Here is a 24664-nt window from a genome sequence, read left to right on the forward strand (position 1 = left end):
ACGATCTCGTTCTCGACCGACACTTCACTCTCGAACGACACCACACCAAACACATCGACACGATGCCACTTTCCACCGACGACTTCCTCGACATCGACGACGTGACGCCCGCCGAACTGGACGCCCTGCTGGACCGTGCCGCCGCGATGAAAGCGGGCGAGACGGACCCTCGACTGACCGACGTGACGCTCGGAATGATCTTCGAGAAACCCTCGACGCGGACTCGCGTCTCCTTCGAGACTGGAATGACCCGGCTGGGCGGCCACGCGATGTTCCTCGGGCCCGACGACATCCAACTCGGCCACGGTGAGCCGCTGCGCGACACCGCACGCGTGCTCGGCCGGTACGTCGACGGCGTGATGGCCAGACTCTTCGACCACGCCGACGTGGAGGTACTCGCGGAGTACGCGGACTGTCCCGTGATCAACGGGCTCACCGACGAGGCGCACCCCTGTCAGACGCTCGCGGACCTCCTGACGATCCGCGAAACGGTGGGCAAGGACGCGACCGTGGCGTGGGTCGGCGACGGCAACAACGTCGGGCAGTCGTTCGTCGTCGGCGCGGCGATGGCCGGGATCGACGTCGAAGTCGCGACGCCCGCCGACTACGGCATGGACCCCGCCGTCTTCGATCGAGCGGCCGCGTTCGGCGCGGACGTGGAGCCGACGACCGACCCCGAGGCGGCGATCGACGGCGCGGATGTCGTGTACACTGACGTGTGGATCTCGATGGGACAGGAGGACGAGCGCGACGAGAAGCTGGCGGCGTTCGACGGCTTCCAGGTGAACGCTGACCTCCTCTCCGGCACCGACGCGAGCGTGATGCACTGTCTGCCCGCTCATCGGGGCGAGGAGATCACGGACGACGTGCTCGAATCGGACCGCGCGCTGGTGTGGGATCAGGCCGAGAATCGGATGCACGCGCAGAACGCGCTGCTCGTCGAACTGCTCGGCGGCGAGTGAGCAAAAGAACCGGGTCGCGTCCCCGACTCAGAGCCCGGCCACGTCTTCGATCGCGTCGGTCAGCTCTTCGACGCTCTCGACGGTGTGTTCGCCCATGTGCCCGATCCGGAACGTCTCCTCGCCGAGCTGGGAGCCGTAGCCGTTCGAGAAGGCCATATCGTACTCCTCGCTCACTTCCTCGATGGTGGCGGCGACGTCGATCCCCCGCGTGTTCTCGATACAGGCGACCGTCTGCGACTCGTACCCCTCTTCGGGGAACATCGCGAAGTGCTCGCCCGCCCAGTCGTGGACGTACTCCATCATCTCGCGGTGGCGCTCGTCGCGGGCGGCGTGGCCCTCCTCCAGCATGTGTTTCATCTGCTTGCGGTACGCTAACATGACCGGAATCGCGGGCGTCGAGTGGGTCTGTCCCTTGCGATCGTAGTAGTCGATCGTGCGGCGGAAGCCGCCGTACCACGAGGAGGTTCCCTTCTCGACCTCGCGGTCGTAGGCGTCGTCGCTGACGACGCAGACGGCGAGTCCGGGAGGCATCGCGAACGCCTTCTGGGTCGACGCGAAGATCACGTCGATGTCGTGTGCGTCGATGTCGACGTAGTCGCCGCCGAGCGCGGAGACCGCGTCGACGACGAAGTACGTGTCCGGGTACTCTGAGATCACGTCGCCTATCTCCTCGATGGGGTTACGGACGCCGGTCGACGACTCGTTCATCACGGTCGCGACCACGTCGTACTCCTTTTCGCTGGATTCGAGGTGCTCGCGGATGTCCTCGGGCTTGACGGCCTCGCCCCACTCGTACTCAAGCCGATCCACGTCCTTGCCGAGCCGTTCGGCGACGTTGGCGTGGCGCTCGCTAAAGCTCCCGCAGGTCGGCACGAGGATGTTCTCGTCGACGAGGTTCAGCGTCGACGCCTCCCAGAACTCGGTACCGGAGCCGGTGAGGATGACGACCTCGTTGTCCGTGTCGAGGAACTCTTTCGTGTCCTCGACGATGGTGGTGTACAGATCGGTCATCCGGTCCATTCGGTGGCCGAACATCGGCCGAGCCATCGCCTCTATCACGTCCTCTCGGACCTCGGTCGGGCCGGGAATGTACAGCGTCTTGTCGTCGTAGTCGTCGCGGTATTCGCGTTTCTCAGTCACGGGATCCACCTGATGGTTACTACGGAGACGCGGGCGGGTATGTTCCTTGTGATATTCTCGAAAATCGCGGGCGACGGTGTTCGGAACCTTCGTCTTGAACCACTCCCAAATTCGGCGATATTCCGGCGACCCTACCCGAATCAGCCGGGTTTATACGATCAGAGGAGAGAAAGATAGTATGATACACGCACGGAGAGTCACAACCGCCCGAGGGGTAGCCATCACTAGCAGAGGTGGCCCCCCGTGAGCGGCGACGAGGAGCTCGCGAAAGACCTCGGTCCGCTTGCGGCGATTACAATCGGGATCGGGACGATGATCGGCGCGGGAATCTTCGTGCTTCCCGGCACCGCGGTCGCTCGCGCCGGTCCGCTCGCGGCGTTCACGTTCGTGCTCGGCGGCGTTATTGCGCTGTTCACGGCGCTTTCGGCCTCGGAACTCGGCACGGCGATGCCCAAGTCCGGTGGGGCGTACTTCTACGTCAATCGCGCGTTGGGCCCAATGTTCGGCTCCGTCGCCGGCTGGGCCAACTGGCTCGGACTCGCCTTCGCCTCCGCATTTTATATGTACGGCTTCGGCGAGTACGTCAACGCCCTCGTCGGGATCGGTCCCGTGGGACTCGGTCCGATCACGCTGGAGGCCGCGCAGGTGATCGGGCTCGCCGGCGCGCTGTTGTTCATCGCGGTCAACTACTTCGGCGCGAAAGAGACCGGCGGCCTCCAGATCGTCATCGTCATGTCGCTTCTGGGTATACTCGCTGTCTTCACGGTCGTCGGCCTGCTGAACGCCGATATGGAATCGCTGCGCCCGCTCGCGCCGCCGGGAACGACGAGCGAGGTGCTCCCAGTGACCGGCGTCATCTTCGTCTCGTATCTGGGATTCGTCCAGATAACGTCCGTTGCAGAAGAGATCAAAAATCCCGGCCGAAACCTCCCACTCGCGGTGCTCGGATCGGTCGTCATCGTCACGGTCGTGTACGCCTTATTCCTCCTCGTGTTGCTTGCGGCGGTGCCGAACGAGCTGGTCGCGAACAACGAGACCGCCGTCGTCGACGCCGCACGCCTGCTCTTCGGTAACTACGACGTGTTCGGCTACTCGCTCGGCGCGGTCGGCGCGGGGATGCTCCTGATCGGCGGGCTGCTCGCGACGGCCTCCTCGGCGAACGCTTCCATCCTCTCGTCGTCGCGGATCAACTTCGCGATGGGCCGCGAGAAGATCGTCACGCCGTCGCTCAACGAGATCCACGACCGGTTCGGCACTCCCTACAAGTCCATCGCGCTCACCGGCGCGCTCATCCTCGTGTTCCTCGTCGCCGGCGGCGTCGAGTCGCTCTCGACGATGGGCTCCGTGCTTCACCTCATCGTCTACGGCCTGCTTAACCTCGCGCTCATCGTGATGCGTGAGTCCGGCGTCGAGGGGTACGACCCCGACTTCGAGGTCCCCTTCTATCCGATCGTGCCGATAATCGGCACGGTGTCGTCGTTCGCCCTGATCGTGTACATCGACCCAACGATCATCCTGATCTCCTTCGGTCTCGTCGTCTTCGCCGTCCTCTGGTATCTCCTGTACGCCCGCGACAAGGTGGAGTCCCGGGGCGTGTTGGGCACGTGGATCCTCGACCGGTCCGACGAGCTACCGGAACAGGCCGTCGCCGCGGCCACCTCCGTCCAGCCGAGCGGCGGCGACTACCGCGTGATGGTACCGCTCGCGAACCCTGCGACCGAAGAGCACTTGATCACGCTGGCGTCGGCCATCGCCAAGCAGCGCGACGGAACGGTCGTCGCGGTCAACATCGCGAACGTCCCCGACCAGACTTCGCTCGAAGCCGCCCGCGACCGCGGCGCTCACGACGCCGCCCACGACCTACTCGACTGCGCGAAGGAGGACGCCGAGACGTTCGGCGTCGACGTGGAGACCCATGTCGTGCTCTCACACCGCGTGTTTGAGGAGGTGTTCGACGCCGCCCGAACCTACGGTGCTGACCTCACCGTGATGGGCTGGGGCAAGGACTCCCACGGCGCGCCCGGCCGGGCCGAATCCGCCATCGACGAGCTGGCGTACTCGCTCCCCTCCGACTTCCTCGTGTTCCGCGACCGCGGCTTCGACCCCTCCCGAATCTTGGTGCCGACCGCCGGCGGCCCCGCCTCCGACCTGTCCGCGGCAGTCGCCCGGATGCTCCAACTGGAGTTCGACGGTGAAGTCACCCTGTTACACGTCTCCGACGACGAGACGGCGGGACGACAGTTCCTCTCAACGTGGGCCGACGAGCATGGCCTCGGAGACGCAACGCTGCGGATCGAGTCGGGAGACGTGGAGACGAACATCGAGCGGGCCGCCCGCGACGCCACGCTGCTCATCGTCGGCGCGACGGAGAAGGGTCTGCTCTCGCGGCTGGTCCGCGGCTCGCTCGTCTTGCAGGTGCTCGACGATGTGGAGTGTTCCGTCCTGCTCGCCGAGAAGCGTAGCGACCGCGGTATCCTCTCGCGGCTGTTCGGCCGCGGCGCGCGGTCCGGAGACCTGATCGAGGAGCCCGAGACGCCCGCGGATACGGGAGTCTCAACCGAACCGTCGACGCCCGAGGTCGACGGGCCGGAGTAACGAGACGCCGCAGAGCGGCCTTCGGCTGGCGGTCAGTGACGGCCCTCCGTCTCTCCGGCGGAGTTACCAAGTGATCTCGAACCGCGCGCCGCCCTCTGTTCCCTCAGTCACGGAGATATCCCAGCCGTGCCCGTCCACGATCTTCGCGACGATCGAGAGGCCGTAGCCGGTTCCGTCCTGATCCGTCGAGTATCCGTGGTCGAACACGTCCGAACGAATGGACGCCGGGATCCCCGCCCCGTCGTCTTCGACGTACAGTCCGGCGTCGTCGGAAAGAGGACCGATACGAACGGTCGGAGCGCTCCCGGCGTGATCGATCGCGTTGCGGAACAGGTTCTCCAGTAGCTCTTGGAGTCGGCTCTCGTCCGCCTCGACGGTCCCGAGACCGTCGTCAACCCGTATCGTGGCTTCGTGAGTCTCGACGCTCTCCCACGCTTCGCGGACGCCTCCTCCGATATCGATCACGTCCGTCTCACCGATCGATCGCCCTTCCTTCGAGAGATCGAGGACATCGTCGACGAGGGTGTCGATCCGGGTAAGCGCTTCTTCGATCTTCGCTAACTCCGGACTGTCATCCTGTTCTCGGGCGATTTTGGTGTAGCCTTCGGCGACGGAGAGCGGGTTCCGAATGTCGTGTGTCAGGATGTCAGCGAACTCGTCCAACCGCTCTTTCTGATCGCGCAGTTGGTTCTCCCGCCGCCGTCGTTCGGTGACATCCCGAATTATCCCCGTGAAATACCGGTCGCCGTGGTGTTCGTGTTCGCGTAGACTGATGAGCGTCGGCACCTCGTGGCCGTCCTTGTGGAGGGCCGGGAGTTCGATCCCGTTCCAGTCGATGTTCCGCGCTCCCGTCTCGACGTACGATTCGAGCGCTGCGGCGTGTACGGGCTCTAACCGCTCGGGAATGATCTCCATCTTTGAACTCCCGATCAGCTCCTGCGGCGTGTAGCCGAGAATATCCTCGATCGCCGGATTGGCGTACACGATGTCGCTGTTTTCGTCGATCGTCAACATCCCCTCGGCCGCGTTTTCCACGAGCGTCTGATAGAAGTCGTCGGCGGTGACGGGGGAGTGGTCTGCGTCCATTCGGCTCACTCACAGTACTAACGCCGGGTTGTTAAAACCGCCGAGGCACGCTTCCTACACCACTCATATACGGTTCCCACCATCGCGACGCCGACGCGCAGAGACGGGAGCGGCCTGCCAATGCAAACATCACCGCGAGGAGAAACGCGAACTCGTTCGCGCCGCAGCGAGCGACCGTGGTGACGCCCACCAGTATCTAGACGTACCCCGGCTCTCGCTCTCAGGGCTCTCTGAGTGCCACCGCGTCGCCCTGTTCGGTCGGGACGGGCAGCTCGCTGTCCCCGCCACGTCCGCCGTCGCCTGCGAACACGTCCCACTCCTCGTCGGTGACGAGCGCGTCGTCGAGGCGGTCGACGATCGCATCTTCGTCGATCCCCGTCCCGATGGCGACGTACTCCGTCAGTCGGTCGCCGTGATCGTCGTCCCAGTCGAGCCCCGGGCGGTTCGAGCGGAGCATGTCGCGCTCGACCGGCGGGAGACTCGCGATCCACGGACCGAGGGCCTCGACGCGCACCGATCGCCCGGCTTGCCCGACCTGCTGGCGCTGGTCCACCCCCGCGACCCAGAGCGTCCCCTTCGAGCGGACCACGTCGGCGGGGAGGTCGCCCAGCAGCGCAGCGATCCGGTCGGGATGGAACGGCCGGCGGCGACGGTACGTGAACGAGGTGACGCCGTAGACCTCGTCGGGATGGCGGTGGCCGTGTCCGTGGTGATCGTCCCCGTGATCGTCTCCCGTTCCGTCCGTTCCATCGCTGCTCTCGGACTGTGCCTCTTCGAGCGCGCGCTTCCACCCCGGAAGGTCGCCGACTTCGCTCTCGTCGAAGAGATCGACGCCGAGGATCCGGTCGGGATCGATGGCGGCGAATTCGGTTACGATCGTCTCGGCACCGGGCTGGAGCGCGCCGACGAGACCGACCGCCTCCTCGAGCTCTGCGTCTGTACAGAGGTCAGCTTTGTTGCACACGACCACGTTCGACACCTCGATCTGTTCGACCAAGAGATCTGAAAGCGGGCGGTCTCGTTCGGTGTCGGCCACATCGGTGCCTCCGATCGCATCGGGATCCACGCGGCGCGTCGGGGCCTCGTCACCGGCGAACGCGTCGAGGAACTGTCGCGTGTCGACCACGGTGACGAGCGCGTCGACGTGGTAGCGCGCGGCCGCGCGCGATTCCGTGGTGAACAGCCGCGCGACCGGTGCCGGCTCGGAGATGCCCGAGGACTCGACGACCAAGGCGTCGAAGGATCGCTCGTTCGCGAGCCGCACGACCGCGGTCTCCAAGTCGTCCTGCAGCTCACAGCAGATACAGCCGTTCGACAGCTCCGTGACGCCCTCAACGTCGACCTCGGACTCCTCTGCGATCAGATCGGCGTCGACGTTCACGTCTCCCATGTCGTTGACGAGGACGGCGATGTCGCGGTCGCCGGCTGTCGAGAGGAGGTGGTTCAAAAGCGTCGTCTTGCCCGCCCCGAGGCTTCCCGACAGCACGGTCACCGGAATCCGATCGGTCATGCGATCCGTTCGGTTGGCCGTCCTCTTCAACTCCTCGGCGGCGACCGGCTCGAACGCCCACCTACGGACGTGCAGGCGGTCGCAGGCCACCGAAAGCCGATACGTTGATACGTTCGGCCCACCGACCGCGGAGCATGTTCCAGTACCTCTCTGCGGTGGGAGTCGCGGCGGTTATCGCGACGACCCTGATGGTCGCCGTCATGCTGTATCTCGTCTGGGGCGCTCTCAACAACGACGTGCATTCCCCGACGCCGGACACCGGCGACAGCCCCGAACTCGGTGAGGGACCGGGATTGGACGAGTCGACGGAATCATCGGAATCGGTGGAGTCGGCGGACGCGGCGGAGGGCGAGCTGACCGCCGAGGGCAACTCGGCCTGATCGGGGGTCGCTGTCTTTCCTCGGGCAAAACTTGGCTGGCATCCCTTCGTGTCCGCGATCTGTTCACCACAACTGAGCCGGTGCCGCGGCGTACCGGCGATCGCCCTGACGAGAGCACGAACTGCCTGCGAAGGCCCGCGATAGGTTTTAACCGAGCCGACCGTCACGGTGAATCATGACCATCGCAGACCGCATCGCCGCCTTTCGCGCGGAGTTAGAAGAATGGCTCCGCGGCCTCTATCACGGGATGATCACCCATCCGGCCTACGAAAAGATCGAGAAGGAGGCCGAAGACGCCGAAGACGAGTTCATGCTCGCGTGTTTCCCCGACGCGTTCGGCATCCCGTCGCCAGTGTCGTACTACACCGCCGAACTGCTTCCGTACCTCGAAGACGAGTTCGAGGCGTGGGAGCGGCGGCTGTGGGACCGCGAGAGCCTAATCGAGCGGAAGGGCCAGCAGTACCACTTCTGATGGACACGGTTGCCACGGTTCCGACGGACGCGACAGACACGGAGGGGCGGTGATGGAGCGGTTCGTCTTCTTCGGCGGGAAAGGCGGCGTCGGCAAGACGACCGTCTCGTGTGCGTACGCCTATCGCTGTGCGGACGCGGGCGTCCGAACGCTCGTCGTCTCAACGGACCCGGCACACTCGGTGTCGGACGTGTTCGACCAACAGTTCGGCGACGAGCCCCAGTCGGTCGCGGGCGTCGACGGGCTGGACGCGATGGAGATCGACCCCGAAGACGAGATGCAACGCCACCTCCAAGAGATCCGCGAGGGGCTCTCAGAGCAGGTGTCGGCGGCGATGGTCTCGGAGATCAACCGCCAACTGGAGATGTCACACGGGACGCCTGGCGCGTACGAGGCCGCCCTCTTCGACGCGTTCGTGACCGTGATGCGCGAGGAGAGCGACCCGTACGACCGGGTGGTCTTCGACACCGCACCAACGGGGTCGACGCTGCGGCTGCTCGGGCTTCCCGAGTTCCTCGGCGACTGGATCGACCGGCTGTTGTACAAGCGGAAGCAGTCCATCGACCTCTTCGAGAAGGCGGCGATCGGCGACATGGAGCCTCGGCGACTGCTCGACGGCGATCCCGTCATAGAGCGACTGCAGCGACGAAAGGAGTTCTTCGAGTACGCGGGCGACGCGATGCGGAACGACGCCGCGTTCTTCCTCGTGTTGAACCCCGATCAGCTCTCCGTCAACGAGACCGGACGGGCCATCGAGGGCTTCACCGACCGAGACCTGCGCGTCCGTGGACTCGTCGCGAACAAGCTCACGCCGCCACCCGACGACGACGAAGACGGTCGGGGGGCCCGGTATCTCCGAGACAAGGTCGAAACCGAGCGCGACCGCCTCGAACAGGTTCGAGAGGGGTTCGCACCCCCGCTCGTCGCCGAGATCGAATCGCGTACCCGCGAAGTGCGCGGGGAGCTACTCTCGGACGTAGCCGCCGAACTCAACGTCGAGACATCGACGCCGAATGCGACGTAGCCCGCCGTCTGCTGCAGACCACGCGAACTGGCGCGGATCGACGCGAATCAACGTCGAGATAGAGGCGCGCGCGAAGGAGAATGTCCTAGAATCTGGGGGAGATTTCACAATGCGAACGAGGATTCGTCCGTACGGTGTCCCCCGCTGGGGCGGCCGGTTTTCCGGGCCGTTCCTATAAGTGAAGACAATACTTAAGTATTCGATCGTGAACTACTACCACGAGGCAGGGAACCAATGACAAGTGTAATCTGGATCGTAGCTGCCGTGCTCGGCACGTTCACCGTAGGGTATATGGGGTACTCGCGGTACCTCTCTCGGTTCGTCGACCTCGACGATAGCCGAGAGACGCCGGCACACAAGTACGAAGACGGACAGGAGTACGTACCGGCGAAAAAGCCGGTGCTACTGGGGCATCACTTCTCGAGTATCGCTGGCGGCGCACCGATCGTCGGCCCGATCACGGCGGGGGCCATCTGGGGCTGGATCCCCGCGCTGTTGTGGGTCGCCATTGGCAACCCACTGATGGGAGCCGTCCACGACTTCATCTCGCTGTCGAGTTCGATCCGACACGAGGGTCGATCGACCGGATACATCGTCGGCCAGTACGTCGGTGAACGCGGCAAGGACCTGCTGTTGTGGTTCGCGTTCCTCACGATCATCCTCGTCGTCGCGGTGTTCGCACTCGTGGTCGGGATCGTGTTCAACGCGTACCCGCAGGTGACGACCGCGAGCTTCGTGTACATCCTTTTGGCGCTGGCCTTCGGGGTGTACCTCTACCAGCTCAACGGGCCGTTTATTCCGGGGACGATCCTCTTCGTCGCCGGCGTGTTCGCCGGCGTCTGGCTCGGTATCCAGTACCCGGTCGCGCTGTTCGAGCTGGCCGGCGACGCCAGCCACCCGGCGGGGACGTTCGTGCTATTCAGCGGCACCGGTAGCTGGGTTCCGGGCGCGGCGGCGCTCGGTGGTAACACCGCGGCGTGGGTACCGGTCGTCATGGTGTACGGCGCGATCGCGAGCGCGCTCCCGGTGTGGGTGCTGCTCCAACCGCGGGACTACCTCTCGTCGTTCCTGCTGTATGCGGGTGTCGGCGGCGGGGTCATCGCGATCATCGTCGGAACGATTCTCGGAACGTCCGGACAGCCGCTCGTCGTCGACTCGTCTATCGGCGCGTTCGAGGGCTTCTGGGGCGTCGAAGCGGCGGGGCTGTACCCGCTGTTCCCGCTGCTTTTCATCACCATCGCCTGCGGGACGATAAGCGGGTTCCACTCGCTCGTCTCCTCGGGGACGACTTCGAAACAGCTGAACAAGGAGAGCGATGCCCGCCTCATCGGGTACGGCGGGATGCTCGGCGAGGGGCTGCTTGCCGCGCTCGCGCTCTCGACGCTCGCCGTTGCCGGCTTCGCCGGTGACGCGGCTGCCGGCGGAATCGGCGGCGCGCTGCCGAACTTCGCGAGCGGCGGCGGGATCATCCTCACGAGCCTCGGGATTCCGGAGACGATCGGCGCGGTGTTCATGGCGCTCGTCTTGGTGAGCTTCCTGCTCACCTCGACCGACACCGCGGTCCGGCTGGGTCGGTACATGATGGAAGAGATTGTCGGGATGGATGACGGCATGACCGTCAGCGGACTCTCTCCGAACCTCGGCTCGATCGCTCGGGGGCGGTACACCAACCCGCTCTTCCAGATCGGCATCGGTTACCTGCTCGTCATCTCCGGTGAGTGGGCGACGCTGTGGGCGCTGTTCGGCGGCGCGAACCAGCTGCTCGCAGCGCTCGCGCTGTTGACGGCCACCGTCTGGCTCGCCAACTGGGACGAGTCCAAGCAACTGATTTCCACGGGTGTCCCGATGGCGGTGATGGTGATCATCACCGTGCTCGGACTCACGTGGCTGGCGTTCTACCAGAACCTCTACATCAACCTGATCGGCGGCGGCGCGGACACGCTCGGCGCGCAGATCTCGTCGGGAACGCAGATGGTTCTCGCACTCGTGCTGATCGGGCTCGCGCTGTCGCTCGTGAAGATCGGTCTCGGCAACATCCGATCGGTTCGCGGCGGCAACGCGCCGGCGGCCGAACCGGGCGACGACTGACGCGGTCGCCGTTCGGACCAATCAGGTCCCCTGCATTCCGTTCCTCCACGCGGTTCATTCTCGCAGCTGTGCCGCCGGCGCACACGAATCCGTTGCCGACGTTATCGCCAGAAGCGCTTCGCGAACCGCGAGAAGAATCCCTCCTCGGGCTCCTCGACCGGCTCCCACAGCCGGAACGCACCGGCGACGTCGGCGACCTCGCTGGCGACGAGCCGTTTTTGATCGGGTGCGACGACGACGAGGTTCACCTCGTAGTGACCGTAGTAGCCGAGCTTCAGGAGCGTCCGGTCTCGGAATCCCTCCACGAAGTCGGCGACGGTCTCGGGGATCTGGTCGGCGACGAGTACGACGGTGATGTCGGTGCCGTAGTGCTGTTCGTCGCCTTCGACGCGGTCGTCGGCGACGCCGTGTGCAAACTCGACGAGCCGCTCGATCTCCTCGTCCGTCGGTGCGGTGACCCGACGCGCGAACACGTGCTCCATCACGTCGTGATCGGCGTAGCTCAACGCCGGGTGGAGAAACTGCTTCTGATTGCGTAGCCGCATCTTCGCGTACAGATCGAATCGCTCGCCGCGCTCGACGACGTCGGCCTCGAGGTCGTAGCTGTACATGAGCCGGTCGGAGACCCGATCGAGGTACTCGTCGTCGTAGTCGGGGACGCTCTCGCGAATCTCCGCCGGTAGCGACTCGGGCTCGGGTCGGTCGGCATCGCGGCTCTCGCCGTTTCGTCCGACGCTTTCGGCGTCTCGTCCGCCGCTATCGGTGCCGTCGTCGACGCGCTCACTCATCTGCGGGATCGTACGCGACCGCATCGTCCGCGGCCGGCGGAGCGCCGACCGCGAGCACCGTTACCGAACCGTTTGCGTCCGCGGGGTTGTACGCCCGCTGCGGGCTCTCGGGGTCGACGACGAACAACTCGTCCGTCCCGACCTCGTAGGTCTCGCCCGGTGTTTCGACGGCAAGGGTCCCCGACAACACGTAGAACGCCTCCTGTTGAGTCTCGTGGTAGTGGTACGCGAGCGGGAGCTGTTCGCCGGGCTCCGCGCGGAAGCGGTTGATGGCCGCGTGGTCGAGTCCGCCCGGCTCCGAGAGCTTCCGACACTCGCACGGTCGGTCGGGTGCTGGATCGACTGCGTCCGCGTCGACGACTCGATATCCCATGAGAACCCGTTCCACGGAGTAGTAAAAAGGTCATCGGGGTGAACTCGACGCTGCGTCTCGGCTGGGAGTTCAGTCGAGACGCCGTTACGGAGAATCGAGGAGAAAGCCTCGCGCTTCAGCGCGGGGAGGATGTCAATGGTCCCGAGAATGACGGTACACCGGATACGACCCTCGGAGGCGAGATTTAACACCGTGGGCCGCGTTAGTGCGGTAGAGACACCCATGTCCGACCAAGAGATCCGAACCGAGGCGTGTGGTCGGTGTTCGATGTCGACGGTCGTCGGCACGGTAAGCGAGGACCAGAGCGACGACGAGCGCGCAGAGCGCGACCCGTTCGGCGACGAGCGGATCGAAGTCGACGAGTCCTCGATCCGCCGCGTGTCGCCGGCCGGATTCCTGAGCGATCTCAAAGAGCGGATCGACGCGCTCGGCCGACGACTCGCATACGGGAAGTAAGACGTGACTCGTCGGGAGAGAACAGATTCGTCAGGTGGGAGACTTATGTCGGTCCGATTCCTAGCGGGGGCCACGCGATGGAAGAGAGCATCTCCGGGTTCAAGATTCGCGGCGACTGGGGCGATGTCGTCGAACACGGCGAGCGGATCGCGCTCGCGCTCCGTGAGACCGGCGTCGACGGCGACGCGTATCACGACTTCGACGACTGGCGGCCGAAGTCTCACGAGCGGATCGACGAGGACGTGTCGGCCAAAACCGCAGAGCAGGCGTCCGTCGGAGAGGGCGAAGGCGAGCGGGCCGGTAAAACGCCGGGAGAAGACCTGCAAACGGCCGGAGAGAAGCTCACGGAGTCCTACGAGAAGGTCGGCGAAAACGACACCGAAAGCGCCGTCGAACGGTGGGGCGAGTCGATCGGCCACGTCGCTCGCGCGGCCGACTCCGCGAGCCGCAAGGCGCTCCGGAAGGTCGAAGACACCGTCTACCGGAAGGTGATGACCCAGATGGCACCGTACTACTTCGACAACGAACTCGTCAGTGCCAACGTTCAGGAGGTCGGCCGCGGCGAGGCCGGCGAAACGTTCGTCTTCGAGGTGAACATCAACGACGACGAGCTCAAGTCCGAAGTGAGCGACGTTCTCGCCGAGTACGAGTCGGAGATCGACCGTTGGCACGTCGAAGCGGAGAAGCGAACCGAGGACGTAGCCGCCGCCGAAGGCGTCGAACCGCCCGAAACGGAGGGCGGTCCCGACTCGACGACGACGTGAGGACGCGGCCGATCGCATCGAACGGATTTACTTCCCGGCCCGATGAACGGAGCTCATGACCGAGGTGCTTCGGGTTGACGCCGGCGAACTGTCGGCCGACGAACTGATAGACGCGCTCAACGACGGACAGCGGATCCTCGTCGATGTCGAGGTCGCCGGCGGGTCCCACGAGATCGTCCTCCGGTACGACGGAGAGACGTATCATTGTGACACACCGACGAACCTCCACCGACACGCCGAAGAGTCCGAGATGCGCAGCTGTCTCGACCAGATGGGATACGCGGCCGCGGAGTGACCAACGCCGCGGTCGGATCGGCTGCGACACCGAGGTTTAACCCGAACGCGGCCGAACGACGCCCATGGCCGACCCCGAGATCGAGGATCTCGTCGGCGACGTGTCACCCTCATTCGAACATGTCCTCTCCTGCGTGTTCGGCGTTCGCGACCACGAGAGCCGAACGTACCTCGTGTTGCTCGATCATCCGGGGAGCACGGTCGCCGAACTCGCCGCGACGCTCGATCGAGACCGATCGAATGTGAACCGATCGCTATCGACGCTGCGCGAGAAAGGGCTCGTCGAGCGCCGGCGGCGACTTCTCGACTCCGGCGGATACGTCTACCAGTACACCGCGATTCCAATCCCGGAAGCGAAGACTAGGCTCCACGACGCCCTCGACGAATGGGTCGAAGCCGTTCACGCTGCGATCGACGGGTTCGATCCCGACGCTGGCAGCGAGTAGGCCTACCGGTAGTCTTCTGACGCCGCGGAAGCGGTGACCATAGCGACAGCACCGACTCCCTCCGGTAGCCGACCGAGTTCACCGTCCGCCGAAGCTTCGTCGGCAGGTTACGACGTGTCGTTGTCGAACGCGAGCGTGACGCCGTCGTCGTCGACGGTCGCACCGGCGGCACACACCGGGTGTTCGAAGTCGGCGGAGAGAACTTCGGTCGCCGCGGCCGCCGCGTCCGTCGGCGGATCCGCGGCCGACAGCGCGTACGGCTCCGGACTGTCGGTCTCGTAGGTCGCGACAATCGTCGGCTCATCAACCGCCTCGACGAGAAGCGCGTCCCGGCGAACGGTCCCGACCGTCGCGGTCTCAGCGCTGACGACCCCCGCGATCCGGGGAGTGTCGTAGTCGTCCTTCTCGAAGTCGAGCGCGAGCAGCGCGGTCGCGAGCGCGTCTCGAGCGGGATATCCCGTCTCCAACTTCTCCGCGATCGGGTCGACGTGCGAGCCGTTGCCGACGACGGCGAGCGGTTCGCCGGTCGGCGTGTGAACCTCCCGCGCGCAGTTGTACGAGACGTACGGGTTGTCGGTCTCCGGCGCGTCCGGTGTAGGGCCGACGGTGAGCGTTCCGTCGCGATCGATCACGCGACGATTCGGGAACGATCGCGAGGAGACTCGATACGCGCCGATTCCGGGAGCGACGACGACGAACCGTCCGACGTACATACAACTTCGTGGCGATTGAGTCCGCTAAAACGCATCGATCTACCCACGTTCGTCGATCGGATTCGCGATTGAGCGGACCGGACGCTGTGAACGGGTCGCAGGGCGTCGCCAACGCGCAACGCTTACAAACACCCGTTGGTTACGGGAAAATGCGCAGTCCATTGGGGTAGTGGCCAATCCTGAAGCCTTCTGGGGGCTTCGACCCTGGTTCGAATCCAGGATGGACTATTCTCGCCGCTCGCTTCGCTCGGTTTCGATCGACATCACCCGCCAATGGTGAGTCTCGCCCTCCACCTCGATCGTTTCAGGTGGAACGATATCCCTCTCACGTCCGTCGTTTTCCATCCGAAAAGAGGGGGTCTCAGAAGATCGCGCTCACTTCTCGACGTCGAGAAGCGCGACGCGCTCGCGGACGATATCGGCGATGTCGCCGTCGACCGCGTCGAGTTCGCGGTCACCGATATCGAAGAGTTCGCGCACTCGATCCCGGTCGAACGAGAGCGTCGACGCGGGATCGACCGGCGCGAACGACGTGTGTTCGTCGACCCCCGCGGCGGCCGCTTCGAGGTCGGCAGACTGGCGCTCCGCGCCCGACACCCCACCGAAATCGGCCAAGAGGACAACGACGCGGCCCTCACCCTCGGTGACGCCGAGCCGGAGCGCGCGGTCGATCTGGCGGCGACCGGCCGCGTACAGGAGCACCTCCACGCTCGGGTCGCGAGCGACCGCCTCCCCGCGGGCGATCGCGCGGGCGGCGAGACGAGTCGCCTCCCGTAGGTGCGTCTCGGAGACGACGAGGTCGGCGTCGAACGCCTGCACGACCGCTCCGGTCTCGGTCGATATCTCGCCGAGCGCGTCGAGAAACGCGTCGAGGTCGTCAATGTGTGCGGTGCCGTGTCGGACCTGATACGGCGGCGTCGGCGGATTGATGGCTGAGCGACCGCCGTCGGTCATGACGCGGGTACCGTGATCGTCGGTCGGTTCGAAGCGTCCCGACGTCACCGGAAATCACCCAGACTCGCCTGTCCGTCTCCGTCGTTGCCGCTCGCTGAGCCGGCCGTCGCTGCTGCGGACGCCGAGCTGTCGGGACGGACGCCGTCCATCGACGGATCCTCGCGGCCGGCGTGTTCGAGGATCCGCTCCGCGGTCCGCTCGCGTCCCCGCAACGCGCCGAGCACCACGGATTTTTCGGCCTCGCGGAGGTCTGCTCGACTTTCGATGCCGGCCTCGTACAGCCGCCGGGCGCGCTTCCGACCGACGTTCCGGACTCCGGCGAGATCGAGCAGCTCCTCGCGGACACCGTACTCGATCCGCTTTCTGGCCTCGCGAACCGCGACGACGGTGTCGCCGTCGACGCCCTCGATGTCGCCCGCCAGCGTCTCGGCGGCCCGGAGGAGCCACTCGGCCGTCTCGACTTTCCCGCGGATGTCGCCCGGTCCAACGCCATACTGCTCCGCGATCCGGTCCTCGTCGACCTCGCTTGCCCAGTCCTCTAAGAGCCGAGCCGTCTTCAACGACGCGAGCCAGTCCTCGAACCGCACGTCCTCGTACTCGGAGGGAACGTCGCCGAGGAACTCCCCTTCCCGCTCGTAGCAGAGCTCGGTGTACTCCTCGCGGTCACCCGACTTCAGGTAGAGCTCGTACATGTCGGGAGTGCGGCTGACGAGGTGGTAGAGCCCGAGCGGCGTGACTCCGGGAGGCGAGAGCGCGGCGTCACCGTCCGCCTCGCGGCCGGCGGCCTCTCCGGATCCGTCGCCGTCGGAAACGTCTTCGTTCGAACGTCCCTCGCCCGCTCGCGTGTACGTGCCGAATTCGAGGTCGTCACCGTCGCCGCCGGTTCGGACGAACTCGTCGGTGCCGCCGTCTTCGTCCGCCTCGCCGGTGCACCGGAGGCCGTCGATCATCTCCGCGGCGCTCATCGGGTCGAGGTAGAGCCGCGAGACGGTGTGGCCGATCCCGGTCGCGGTGAGGCTCTCCGTGCTGCCCTCGCGGTCGCGGTCGAGGAAGTCGTTGACCGCTAGGTAGTCGAGAACAGTGTCCGTGACCGCGGCGAGTCTCCCCTCGTCGTCGGTTTGAGTCGCGTAGAGTGTGTTGTCGAGAAACGAGAGGAGGCCGTCACGCGCGGAGGCGAACCCGGAGGCGACGGTGGCGAGTACGTGGGTCCGGAGCGCAGGCTCGGCCGCGAGCTTTGAGCGAACCGGTTCGGCCTCGGCCCAGACGTACCGCTCGAACAGCTCGTCCTTGGTGTCGGCGTCACTTGCAAGCAGCACGGCCTCGCCGTACGGGTCGAGTCCGGGCCGCCCCGCGCGCCCGCACATCTGATGAATTTCGAGCACGTCGAGCGGCTTCATCCCGCCGAACTCTCCGTCGTAGCGCCGCCAGTCGCGAACGATCACCCGCCGGGCTGGGGTGTTGACCCCGGCGGCCAGCGTCGGCGTCGCGGAGACGCACTTGATCAGCCGGTCGCGGAAGGCGTCTTCGACGAGTGCTCGGTGCTCGCTCGCGAGCCCCGCGTGGTGGAACGCCGACCCCCGTTCGACGGCGTCCGCGAGGTCTTCTGAAGTGTCCGTGTCGGAGACGCCGCGGATCTCCTCGGCGATCGCGCGGAGTCGGTCGCGCTCGTCGTCGGTGAGTCGCGACCCGGTCACGTCGGCCAGTCGCCGGGCGGCGGACTCGGCGTTGCGCCGGGAGTTGACGAAGACGAGCGAGGAGCCGCCCTGTCCGTCCTCCTCTGTGTCTAGCGCGTCGGCGACGAGTCGCGGGGTCTGGTCTTCGCCGCGGTCGACGGGAACCTCGCGTTTGCTCCCGTCGTCGAAGTCGATGGCGTTGCCGTAGTGGACGCCGATCCGGAGGTCGATCGGTCGCCAGTCAGACTCGACGAGCTCGGCGTCGAGCCAGTTGGCGATCACGTCGGCGTTCCCCACCGTGGCCGAGAGCGCGACCGTCTGGAGGCCGGAGTTCACCTTCCGGAGCTTCGCGAGGGTCACTTCGAGGGTCGGACCGCGGTGTGCGTCGTCGACGAGGTGGACCTCGTCGCTCACGACGCAGGTGAGGTCGTCGATCCACGGCGCGCCGTTGCGGATCAGCGAGTCGACCTTTTCTGAGGTAGCGACGATGATGTCGCGGCTCGCGAGCCACTCGCCGTCGGACTCGTAGTTTCCCGTGGAGACGCCGACCGTGACACCGTGGTCGTCCCAGCGTTCGAACTCCGCCTTCTTTTCGCTAGCGAGCGCGCGCAGTGGCACGATGTACAGGGCCTTGCCGCCGCTCTCGACCGCCGAGAGCATGGCGAGCTCCGCGATAAGGGTCTTGCCGGAGGCCGTCGGAACCGCGGCGACGAGGCTGTCGCCGTCGACGACGCCAGCGTCGACGGCCGCCTGCTGGGGCGGGTACAGCTCGGTGACGCCCTCCGATTCGAGCGCCTCGCCGACGCCCGCGGGGAGTCCGGAGAGCGAACTCGGTTGCATTACAGGAACGTGGGCTCCGATCCGATTTAAATCGTCGGAAGCGGACGGAAACGGGAACGCCGATGCCGAGGAGCTACGCCGTCTCCATTTCGCGTTCCAGTTCGCGGAGCCGCTCGACCCGATTCTCGGTCGACGGGTGCGTCGAGGCGATCTTGCCCACGAATCCGGCCCGGATCGGGATGATGAAGAACGCGTTCATCTCGGCTTCCTCGCGGAGGTCCTCTTTCGGGACGCGGTCCATCCGGCCGTCGATCGTCATCAGCGCGGACGCGAGCGCGCCCGGATTCCCCGTGATGAGCGCCGCCCCGCGGTCCGCGGTGTATTCGCGGTACCGCGAGAGCGCGCGGATGAGCAGGAACGAGATGATCCAGACGAGGATCGACACGAGGATCGCGACAATGACCGGCGCGCCCTGTCGGTTGTCGCCGCTGAACAGCCAGCCCCACCGCACGATGAAGAAGGCGATAGTCGAGAGGAACGAGGCGATGGTCATCACCATCACGTCGCGGTTCTTCACGTGCGCGAGCTCGTGTGCGAGCACGCCGTCGAGTTCGTCTTCGTCGAGCGAGCGCAACAGGCCCGTGGTCACGGCGACGGTCGCGTTCTTCTTGTTGCGACCGGTCGCGAACGCGTTCGGAACCTGCGTGTCGGCGACAGCGACCGTCGGCTTCGGGAGGTCGGCCTGCTGGCTCAGCCGCTCGATCCGGCGGTGGAGGTCCGGGTGCTCGTCGGCCGTCACCTCTCGCGCGCCCATGCTCCGCAGGGCGAGCTTGTCGCTGAAGAAGTACTGGGCAATCGCGAACCCGCCGAGCATGATCACGGGCAACAGGAGGTTCCCAGCGAAAAAGAACTCAGTTAACACGCCGACAAACACGACGTAGAGGGCGAAGAGCAGGAACATCGTGAACGCCATCCGTCCACGGAGTCCCCAGTCAGTCTTCCAGTCCATGACCGCCAGTTACCGTCCGCGGCGTTAAAGCTTGCCGGAGCGAGAGGGCGTGATCGCCGACCTCGGGCACAGGCGTCTCTCGGCTCCGTCTCGACGACGCGAGAGACCGACGCGACATCCTTTCCCCCGCGTGTCCACCCTGACTGCATGGAGGCCGTTCTCGTCACCGGCGGCCGCGGTGCCTCCGGGCACTGAATCGTCGACCGGCTCGCCAGCGACGACGAGGTCGTCGTCGACTACGAGCATCCCGGACCGGACGCCGATCCAGCCCCGAACGTCTCGTCTGCGAGGCCGACAAAGAACACCGCCAAGCCGCCGCTGTTCGGACGCTGATACGAGGCGGTTCGGGGACAACGTTGATGCGGTCGGACCAGATACTCGGTGGTATGCCCTCCAGACGTCAGTTGCTCGCCACCGTCAGCGCCGCGACCGTCGCCGGCTTGGCCGGCTGTAGCGGGTCTGAATCGGGCGGTTCCGACACGGTCGACTGCCACACGAGCGCCGTCGAACACGGCGAGGGAGACGTTCTCGACGGCGGCGCGCAGGGGACGGTCGAGTCCGGCACTGTCCGGCTGGCGGTTCCGCTGTCCGTCGACGATGTCGAAGAAACCGGCATCGACGCGCTCGAGGTGTACGACGCGGCGGACGAACTCGCGCACGTGATCCCTGTGTCGCCAGCCGACGCCGGAGTGATGGCGAACAAGGTCGGGGTCGCCGAGGGGAAACTCTTGTACGAGCAGTCGCTCGGCGACCGGCCGTTACACGGTCGCTACCGGATCGTCGCGGTGACCGAATCCGGCTCCACCGTCGACTCCGTCAGCGTCGAATTCAACTGCTTCACAGACGTGAGCGACTGACCGGACGCCTCACATGCCGACTGAAAATTCCGGCGTCGACGCTTTCGTTCGCCCGCGATCAGATCGACAAGATTGCGTTGACGAGCGTCCGGGTCGCGATCGCGGTCACCGCGCCGAGCCACGTCAGGAGCACGAAGTGGATGTACCCGTTCGCGGGGTTGCCGCCGTCGATTCGCCGGATCATCTGCGAGGAGAGCGCGGCGTTAAAAAGTACCACGGTGAGGAGGAGGTACTCGATGAGCGGGATGTCGTACGCGCCGGGGTAGATGATCTGCCCGATGTCCATCTGGTCGAGCTGGAAGTCCGCCGTCAGATCGGCGAGGATCGCGACGATCTCTAACCCGATGAAGAACGCGAACGTCGCCGCCGCCGTGATCCCGTACAGCAGGCCGATAAAGGTGAGCGCCGCCTGTCGACGCTGCTCGCGGAGCTGGTTGACGGCGTTCATGTTCTTCGATATCAGCTCACCGAGCATTTTCGGATCGCCGCCCATCTGCCGGCCGACGAGATACATCTCGGAGAACTTCTGGATGAGGTACGACCGCGTATCGAACGTGAACGCACGCCATGCTCCCTCGGTGCTGATACGCATGTTGAGACGCCGGTAGAGCCGCTCGATGGCCGGTGAAAGGTCGCCGAAGTTCTTCTCGCGCAGCGTGGTCAACACGTCTGTCGTCGTCGACTGCTTCGCGCTCTCGGTCGCGCCCAGCGCGCGGACGAACGAGGGGAACTCCCTGTCGCGTGCCGTGATCGCCTGTTCTTCTTGCCGGAGGACCACTCCGGTGATGATGAGCGGCGAGACGGGGACAGCGAGGTACAGCGGGAGCCGCACGTCGTCGAGGAAAAAGAGGAGTCCGGGGAGTCCGGGACCGTAGCCGAACATCCCGGCAGCCGTGATCCCGATGATCACGAAGGAGAGTCCGCCGCCGATCCCGAGCGACGCCCACAGTTTCAGGTCCCCGGGCGCGCGCTCGTCCGGGTGGAACCAGACCGGGTCGTACGGCGAGGTTGCCCGGATCATCGCGTAGAAGCCGAGTTGAACGAAGACGAACAGCACGATGACCGCCGCCACCGTCGCCGTCGGATCGTTACCGGTCAAAATCGGGAGCACGATAGCGAACACTAACGCGAACGTCATCGAGAGGATCATCGACATGTACAGATCCTTCATCACCTCTAGGTTCGCCAGCGAGGACTCGTAGAGCGTCTCGTACTTTGCGAGCATGACGTCCTGTTCGGAGACGAGAAACTCCTCTAACGACTGCCCCGCGCCCATCGTGTAGCCGAGCCGATCGAAGAAGTCGGCCATCGCGTCCGAGGGAACTTCCTGTGCGCGCCGGCGACACGCGTCGTCGAGACTCTGGTTCCACGTGTCGACGAGGTGGACGACGCGGCGGATCTCCTCGGCTGCGACCCCGTACTCCTCTTCTCGCGCCAGCGTCCGGAACACCTCCATCCGGTCAATGTTCGTCGTCGACAGCACCGTCATGTGCGTCATCACGAGATGCATCTGGTTGTCTATCTTCGTCTCCAAGCTGCTGAGGTAGATCTTCGGGTAAACGACGGCCGCGACCAGCACGAGCCCGCCGAACATCGGCACCGGAACCCGTGCTGCAAGCGGTAGCGGGAGGACGACCATGCCGACGACGCTCGCGAGGAACACGAGCACCGCCGGGAGCAGCACGAAGCCGAGATACTGTCCTTTCGAGATATCAAGCTTCTCGTAGGACTCGAGGATCTCAGAGGTTAGATCGGCCGCGGTCGCAAGTCCGTTGCCGACCTGTTTCACTGCCATCGGCTGTGATGACCCCGCTTTCCACCGTGCTCGACGGCCCCGTTCATCCAGCGATCACCTGACGTTCCGATGCATGTCGAAGGGCAGTCCCTCGACGCCGTCGCGCTGGAAGGCGTTGATCGCGTCGTTAACCTCGTGGTAGCCCAAGATTCCTTCTTGGATCATCCGATTTATCAGCTCCGCGCGGAACTCGAGGTCGTCGTAGATGTCCCGGGTGTCTGCGTACCCCAGAAGCGTCGCGATCTGCTCTTCGAGCACGTAGGAGTTGTTCATCCCTTGGAAGACGATTTCGTCTTCGACGGGGTCCCAACTGAACACCTCGCGGGTGACGACACCTTCCATCTCCTTCGAGTACCCCTCGATCTCTTGGACGCTCGTCACTCGCCGGAGCACGTCGTCACCCTGCTTCACCCGATTCTGGAACAGCGCCACGTCGGCGTTGTCCATGAACGTCTCTGGAACGTTGATCGGCTCAGAGGTGAACCGCTGGATCATCGAGACGATGTCAGACGCGTGGAACGTCAGCATGACTGGGTGGCCAGTCTGGGCCGCTTGGAACGCCATGCGTCCCTCCGCGCCCCGAACCTCGCCCACGATGATGTAGTCGGGACGCGACCGCAGCGCGGCGGCGACCAGATCGAACATGTCCACGTCGGAGGATCCCTCGCCGCCGCCCTCCCGGGTCAGCAGCTGCTGCCAAGTGCTGTGCGGCGGGATGACCTCCGCGGTGTCCTCCGCGGTGTAGATCTTCGAGTCGTCCGGAATGTACGAGAGGATGGCGTTCAGCGTCGTCGTCTTCCCTGACGCCGTCTCCCCGACCACGAACACCGTCTGTTCGTTCTCCAGACACAGCCAGAGGTACGCGGCGAGCTCCGGCGACAGCGTCCCCCAGTTGGTGATCTGGTTGATGGAGAGGGGGACCTCCTCACCCTGTCGGATCGTGAGTGAGGACCCCTTCAGCGAGACATCGTCGGAGTAGATGATATTGATACGCGATCCGTCCGGCAGCGTGGAGTCGACGATGGGGTCGGAGTCGGAGAGTGGGTCGCCGATCCGCTCGCCCATGTTGCGCAGCCAGTTGTCGAACTCCTTCGGGGTCCCGAAGTCGACGGTCGTCTCTAGCATACCGAACGTGCCGTGGTCGACGTGACACTCCTTGGGACCGATGACGTGGATGTCCTCGTTGGCCGTGTCGCGCATCACCGGTTCGAGGGGTCCGAGTCCGACGATGTCACGGTTGAGTCGGTAGCGGATGTTCTGGTAGGTCTCCTCGGTGACGGAGAGTTTCCCCATGTTACGCACCTTCGAGAGCCCCCGCCGCCAGCCGGTCGTGTGGTCGTCAACGTGGGTCACCTGCTCTAACAGTTCCTCGATGAGATCGTCGTACTCGGCCTCGGAGTCGGGAGCACTGTGTTGACCGCTCACGGAGAGCAGCCGGTTTTTGACCTGGTTGAGAATATCGGCCTGCGGCCCGGACACCTCCGGCTCGATGGCGTAGTATTTGGTGTCCTGCCCGAGGTCGCCGTAGATGTGGCTGTAGATCGGGCCGCCGACCGGGTAGATGACGTTCGGCCGGTCCGACTCGTACTCTGATTTGGGCTCCTCGATGAACTGCGGGAACTCGCCGGTGATCTGCTTGAACTCCCGGAGGTGTTCCCGGAGGTGCGGCCGACGCATGGCTGCTTTCCGGAGTTCTTCAGACGGTTTCGCGGTGCCGTGTTCGGTCATGGTGTCTCTCGGATACGTTGGTGGTTCAGGCGACGCTCCGGCTCTCGATGACGATGCCGGTTCCCGAGCGGACCGAGAACCCGATCGTGTCGCCGACCTGTTCGCCCATTCCGGCGAACCGTTTCACATTGATCTGTCGTCGGATATCGCTACCGACCTCGATCATCTCTAGTTGGAGGAAGACGTCGGCGATGGAGCGGAACGGTCCGATAGCCTCGTCGTCGACCGCCGAGGGATCGACAGTTAACACGACAACCTTCCCCTGCGAGATGATCTCGCGGAAGAAGGAGATGATCTCAAGGGCCGCCTGTCGCTCCTCGTTTTTCCGGACGAGCGCTTCGAAGGTGGGATCGTTCCGGAAGATAGCGTCGAACGTGTCGAGGAAGATGACATCGGAGTTCCACATCGCCTCCGCGTTCATCAGCCGCTTGAGCAGTTCCTTGCGTTCACCGTCGCCGTCCGAGAACGCGCCGCCGGAGTCGAAGTCGGCGTGGAGAAAGAGCAGTTCCTCCTGTAAGAGCGGCTTCACCATGTCGTACTCCAGCGAGTGCATCTGATCGATGAAGCCGCGAACGGTGAGTTCGGTCGACATCATCGTCACCGACGCGCCCTCTTCGACGAGCCCGTAGGCGAACCGCTGCGAGATGGCGCTTTTCCCGGCCCCGTAGTCGCCCTCCATGAGGACGATGCTCCCGCGGGGAATCCCGCCGCCGAGCTCCTTGTTGAGTCGGTCGCGCTCGCCGAGCCCGATCGAGAGAAGATTGTCGTGCGGCACGG

Annotated in this window: 23 protein-coding genes, 1 tRNA gene and 1 pseudogene; 13 read left to right on the plus strand and 12 right to left on the minus strand. The window is 65.1% G+C overall.

The window, feature by feature from the left end:
* Window positions 1-62: 62 nt before the first annotated feature.
* On the plus strand, window positions 63-962 hold the full coding sequence (argF, locus tag NO887_RS10860) for an ornithine carbamoyltransferase (protein WP_256418312.1): 900 nt from the start codon (window positions 63-65) through the stop codon (window positions 960-962).
* Window positions 963-989: 27 nt separating this feature from the next.
* Here argF and NO887_RS10865 read toward each other — a convergent pair whose 3' ends face one another.
* Window positions 990-2102 (minus strand): pyridoxal-phosphate-dependent aminotransferase family protein, encoded by a 1113-nt coding sequence (locus NO887_RS10865; RefSeq protein WP_256418313.1) that lies wholly within the window; start codon window positions 2100-2102, stop codon window positions 990-992.
* A gap of 243 nt (window positions 2103-2345) precedes the next feature.
* Here NO887_RS10865 and NO887_RS10870 point away from each other — a divergent pair, with 243 nt between their 5' ends.
* Window positions 2346-4697 (plus strand): amino acid permease, encoded by a 2352-nt coding sequence (locus NO887_RS10870; RefSeq protein ID WP_256418314.1) that lies wholly within the window; start codon window positions 2346-2348, stop codon window positions 4695-4697.
* Window positions 4698-4760: 63 nt separating this feature from the next.
* Here NO887_RS10870 and NO887_RS10875 read toward each other — a convergent pair whose 3' ends face one another.
* Together NO887_RS10875 and NO887_RS10880 are read right to left on the minus strand one after the other, a co-directional pair.
* Window positions 4761-5783, minus strand: coding sequence for a two-component system sensor histidine kinase NtrB (locus NO887_RS10875; protein WP_256418388.1), 1023 nt, complete (start codon window positions 5781-5783; stop codon window positions 4761-4763).
* A gap of 220 nt (window positions 5784-6003) precedes the next feature.
* Complete coding sequence (locus tag NO887_RS10880) at window positions 6004-7293, minus strand: CobW family GTP-binding protein (RefSeq protein WP_256418315.1); 1290 nt, start codon at window positions 7291-7293, stop codon at window positions 6004-6006.
* Window positions 7294-7427: 134 nt separating this feature from the next.
* Here NO887_RS10880 and NO887_RS10885 point away from each other — a divergent pair, with 134 nt between their 5' ends.
* The 4 genes from NO887_RS10885 (at window position 7428) to NO887_RS10900 (ending at window position 11257) form a co-directional block, all read left to right on the plus strand.
* Window positions 7428-7673 (plus strand): hypothetical protein, encoded by a 246-nt coding sequence (locus tag NO887_RS10885; protein WP_256418316.1) that lies wholly within the window; start codon window positions 7428-7430, stop codon window positions 7671-7673.
* Between the two features lie 175 nt (window positions 7674-7848).
* Window positions 7849-8145, plus strand: coding sequence for a DUF7990 family protein (locus NO887_RS10890; RefSeq protein ID WP_256418317.1), 297 nt, complete (start codon window positions 7849-7851; stop codon window positions 8143-8145).
* A 52-nt stretch (window positions 8146-8197) separates the two neighbouring features.
* On the plus strand, window positions 8198-9169 hold the full coding sequence (locus NO887_RS10895) for an ArsA family ATPase (RefSeq protein ID WP_256418318.1): 972 nt from the start codon (window positions 8198-8200) through the stop codon (window positions 9167-9169).
* A 234-nt stretch (window positions 9170-9403) separates the two neighbouring features.
* On the plus strand, window positions 9404-11257 hold the full coding sequence (locus tag NO887_RS10900) for a carbon starvation CstA family protein (protein ID WP_256418319.1): 1854 nt from the start codon (window positions 9404-9406) through the stop codon (window positions 11255-11257).
* A gap of 101 nt (window positions 11258-11358) precedes the next feature.
* On the opposite strand, the gene NO887_RS10905 is transcribed toward NO887_RS10900, so the two are convergent.
* Both NO887_RS10905 and NO887_RS10910 read right to left on the minus strand, forming a co-directional pair.
* Entirely contained in the window at window positions 11359-12045 is a 687-nt protein-coding gene (locus NO887_RS10905; protein ID WP_256418320.1) for a DUF8052 family protein, read from the minus strand.
* Complete coding sequence (locus NO887_RS10910) at window positions 12038-12418, minus strand: cupin domain-containing protein (protein ID WP_256418321.1); 381 nt, start codon at window positions 12416-12418, stop codon at window positions 12038-12040. Before NO887_RS10910 ends, NO887_RS10905 begins: the two co-directional genes overlap by 8 nt.
* Before the next feature lie 222 nt (window positions 12419-12640).
* Here NO887_RS10910 and NO887_RS10915 point away from each other — a divergent pair, with 222 nt between their 5' ends.
* The 4 genes from NO887_RS10915 to NO887_RS10930 all read left to right on the plus strand — a co-directional run bounded on the left by NO887_RS10915 (window position 12641) and on the right by NO887_RS10930 (window position 14378).
* Complete coding sequence (locus tag NO887_RS10915; protein ID WP_256418322.1) at window positions 12641-12874, plus strand: DUF8007 family protein; 234 nt, start codon at window positions 12641-12643, stop codon at window positions 12872-12874.
* 77 nt (window positions 12875-12951) lie between these two features.
* A complete protein-coding gene (locus NO887_RS10920; protein WP_256418323.1) occupies window positions 12952-13638 on the plus strand; it encodes a DUF5828 family protein in 687 nt (228 codons plus the stop codon).
* Window positions 13639-13693: 55 nt separating this feature from the next.
* Window positions 13694-13933, plus strand: coding sequence for a DUF8001 family protein (locus NO887_RS10925; protein WP_256418324.1), 240 nt, complete (start codon window positions 13694-13696; stop codon window positions 13931-13933).
* Window positions 13934-13997: 64 nt separating this feature from the next.
* Window positions 13998-14378 carry a helix-turn-helix domain-containing protein gene (locus NO887_RS10930; protein ID WP_256418325.1) on the plus strand — a complete coding sequence of 127 codons (381 nt, stop codon included), beginning with the start codon at window positions 13998-14000 and terminating at the stop codon, window positions 14376-14378.
* 107 nt (window positions 14379-14485) lie between these two features.
* Here NO887_RS10930 and NO887_RS10935 read toward each other — a convergent pair whose 3' ends face one another.
* Entirely contained in the window at window positions 14486-15091 is a 606-nt protein-coding gene (locus tag NO887_RS10935; protein ID WP_256418326.1) for an IMP cyclohydrolase, read from the minus strand.
* Window positions 15092-15246: 155 nt separating this feature from the next.
* Here NO887_RS10935 and NO887_RS10940 point away from each other — a divergent pair.
* Window positions 15247-15319, plus strand: a tRNA-Gln gene (locus NO887_RS10940).
* Window positions 15320-15466: 147 nt separating this feature from the next.
* On the opposite strand, the gene cgi121 is transcribed toward NO887_RS10940, so the two are convergent.
* From cgi121 to htpX, 3 genes are all read right to left on the minus strand, one after another.
* The gene (gene cgi121 / locus NO887_RS10945; RefSeq protein WP_256418389.1) at window positions 15467-16045 is read right to left on the minus strand and encodes a KEOPS complex subunit Cgi121; all 579 of its coding nucleotides are present in this window, start codon (window positions 16043-16045) and stop codon (window positions 15467-15469) included.
* 44 nt (window positions 16046-16089) lie between these two features.
* Window positions 16090-18558, minus strand: coding sequence for an ATP-dependent DNA helicase (locus tag NO887_RS10950; protein WP_256418327.1), 2469 nt, complete (start codon window positions 18556-18558; stop codon window positions 16090-16092).
* Window positions 18559-18631: 73 nt separating this feature from the next.
* Window positions 18632-19507 carry a zinc metalloprotease HtpX gene (htpX, locus tag NO887_RS10955; protein WP_256418328.1) on the minus strand — a complete coding sequence of 292 codons (876 nt, stop codon included), beginning with the start codon at window positions 19505-19507 and terminating at the stop codon, window positions 18632-18634.
* Window positions 19508-19654: 147 nt separating this feature from the next.
* On the opposite strand from htpX, the pseudogene NO887_RS10960 reads away from it, so the two are divergent.
* Window positions 19655-19789, plus strand: a pseudogene (locus NO887_RS10960) (NAD-dependent epimerase/dehydratase family protein); the annotation flags it as partial.
* 104 nt (window positions 19790-19893) lie between these two features.
* On the plus strand, window positions 19894-20364 hold the full coding sequence (locus NO887_RS10965; RefSeq protein ID WP_256418329.1) for a hypothetical protein: 471 nt from the start codon (window positions 19894-19896) through the stop codon (window positions 20362-20364).
* A gap of 58 nt (window positions 20365-20422) precedes the next feature.
* Here the strand turns inward: NO887_RS10965 and flaJ are convergent, their stop codons facing one another.
* From flaJ to arlH, 3 genes are read right to left on the minus strand one after another with little or no spacing between them, the layout of a single operon-like run.
* Window positions 20423-22159 carry an archaellar assembly protein FlaJ gene (gene flaJ, locus NO887_RS10970; protein WP_256418330.1) on the minus strand — a complete coding sequence of 579 codons (1737 nt, stop codon included), beginning with the start codon at window positions 22157-22159 and terminating at the stop codon, window positions 20423-20425.
* 54 nt (window positions 22160-22213) lie between these two features.
* Window positions 22214-23887 (minus strand): type II/IV secretion system ATPase subunit, encoded by a 1674-nt coding sequence (locus NO887_RS10975; RefSeq protein WP_256418331.1) that lies wholly within the window; start codon window positions 23885-23887, stop codon window positions 22214-22216.
* A 25-nt stretch (window positions 23888-23912) separates the two neighbouring features.
* Window positions 23913-24662, minus strand: coding sequence for an archaellum protein ArlH (gene arlH, locus NO887_RS10980; protein ID WP_256418332.1), 750 nt, complete (start codon window positions 24660-24662; stop codon window positions 23913-23915).
* Window positions 24663-24664 lie beyond the last annotated feature (2 nt).

Origin of the sequence: Halorubrum laminariae, from assembly GCF_024494655.1 — an archaeon.
Taxonomy (GTDB): domain Archaea; phylum Halobacteriota; class Halobacteria; order Halobacteriales; family Haloferacaceae; genus Halorubrum; species Halorubrum laminariae.

Excerpts from the sequence above, each read along its gene's own strand:
- argF (WP_256418312.1), top strand. The coding sequence starts at position 63 with ATGCCACTTTCCACCGACGACTTCCTCGACATCGACGACGTGACGCCC.
- NO887_RS10875 (WP_256418388.1), bottom strand. The coding sequence starts at position 5,783 with ATGGACGCAGACCACTCCCCCGTCACCGCCGACGACTTCTATCAGACG.
- NO887_RS10880 (WP_256418315.1), bottom strand. The coding sequence starts at position 7,293 with ATGACCGATCGGATTCCGGTGACCGTGCTGTCGGGAAGCCTCGGGGCG.
- NO887_RS10885 (WP_256418316.1), top strand. The coding sequence starts at position 7,428 with ATGTTCCAGTACCTCTCTGCGGTGGGAGTCGCGGCGGTTATCGCGACG.
- NO887_RS10890 (WP_256418317.1), top strand. The coding sequence starts at position 7,849 with ATGACCATCGCAGACCGCATCGCCGCCTTTCGCGCGGAGTTAGAAGAA.
- NO887_RS10895 (WP_256418318.1), top strand. The coding sequence starts at position 8,198 with ATGGAGCGGTTCGTCTTCTTCGGCGGGAAAGGCGGCGTCGGCAAGACG.
- NO887_RS10900 (WP_256418319.1), top strand. The coding sequence starts at position 9,404 with ATGACAAGTGTAATCTGGATCGTAGCTGCCGTGCTCGGCACGTTCACC.
- NO887_RS10905 (WP_256418320.1), bottom strand. The coding sequence starts at position 12,045 with ATGAGTGAGCGCGTCGACGACGGCACCGATAGCGGCGGACGAGACGCC.
- NO887_RS10910 (WP_256418321.1), bottom strand. The coding sequence starts at position 12,418 with ATGGGATATCGAGTCGTCGACGCGGACGCAGTCGATCCAGCACCCGAC.
- NO887_RS10915 (WP_256418322.1), top strand. The coding sequence starts at position 12,641 with ATGTCCGACCAAGAGATCCGAACCGAGGCGTGTGGTCGGTGTTCGATG.
- NO887_RS10920 (WP_256418323.1), top strand. The coding sequence starts at position 12,952 with ATGGAAGAGAGCATCTCCGGGTTCAAGATTCGCGGCGACTGGGGCGAT.
- NO887_RS10925 (WP_256418324.1), top strand. The coding sequence starts at position 13,694 with ATGACCGAGGTGCTTCGGGTTGACGCCGGCGAACTGTCGGCCGACGAA.
- NO887_RS10930 (WP_256418325.1), top strand. The coding sequence starts at position 13,998 with ATGGCCGACCCCGAGATCGAGGATCTCGTCGGCGACGTGTCACCCTCA.
- NO887_RS10935 (WP_256418326.1), bottom strand. The coding sequence starts at position 15,091 with ATGTACGTCGGACGGTTCGTCGTCGTCGCTCCCGGAATCGGCGCGTAT.
- cgi121 (WP_256418389.1), bottom strand. The coding sequence starts at position 16,045 with ATGACCGACGGCGGTCGCTCAGCCATCAATCCGCCGACGCCGCCGTAT.
- NO887_RS10950 (WP_256418327.1), bottom strand. The coding sequence starts at position 18,558 with ATGCAACCGAGTTCGCTCTCCGGACTCCCCGCGGGCGTCGGCGAGGCG.
- htpX (WP_256418328.1), bottom strand. The coding sequence starts at position 19,507 with ATGGACTGGAAGACTGACTGGGGACTCCGTGGACGGATGGCGTTCACG.
- NO887_RS10965 (WP_256418329.1), top strand. The coding sequence starts at position 19,894 with ATGCCCTCCAGACGTCAGTTGCTCGCCACCGTCAGCGCCGCGACCGTC.
- flaJ (WP_256418330.1), bottom strand. The coding sequence starts at position 22,159 with ATGGCAGTGAAACAGGTCGGCAACGGACTTGCGACCGCGGCCGATCTA.
- NO887_RS10975 (WP_256418331.1), bottom strand. The coding sequence starts at position 23,887 with ATGACCGAACACGGCACCGCGAAACCGTCTGAAGAACTCCGGAAAGCA.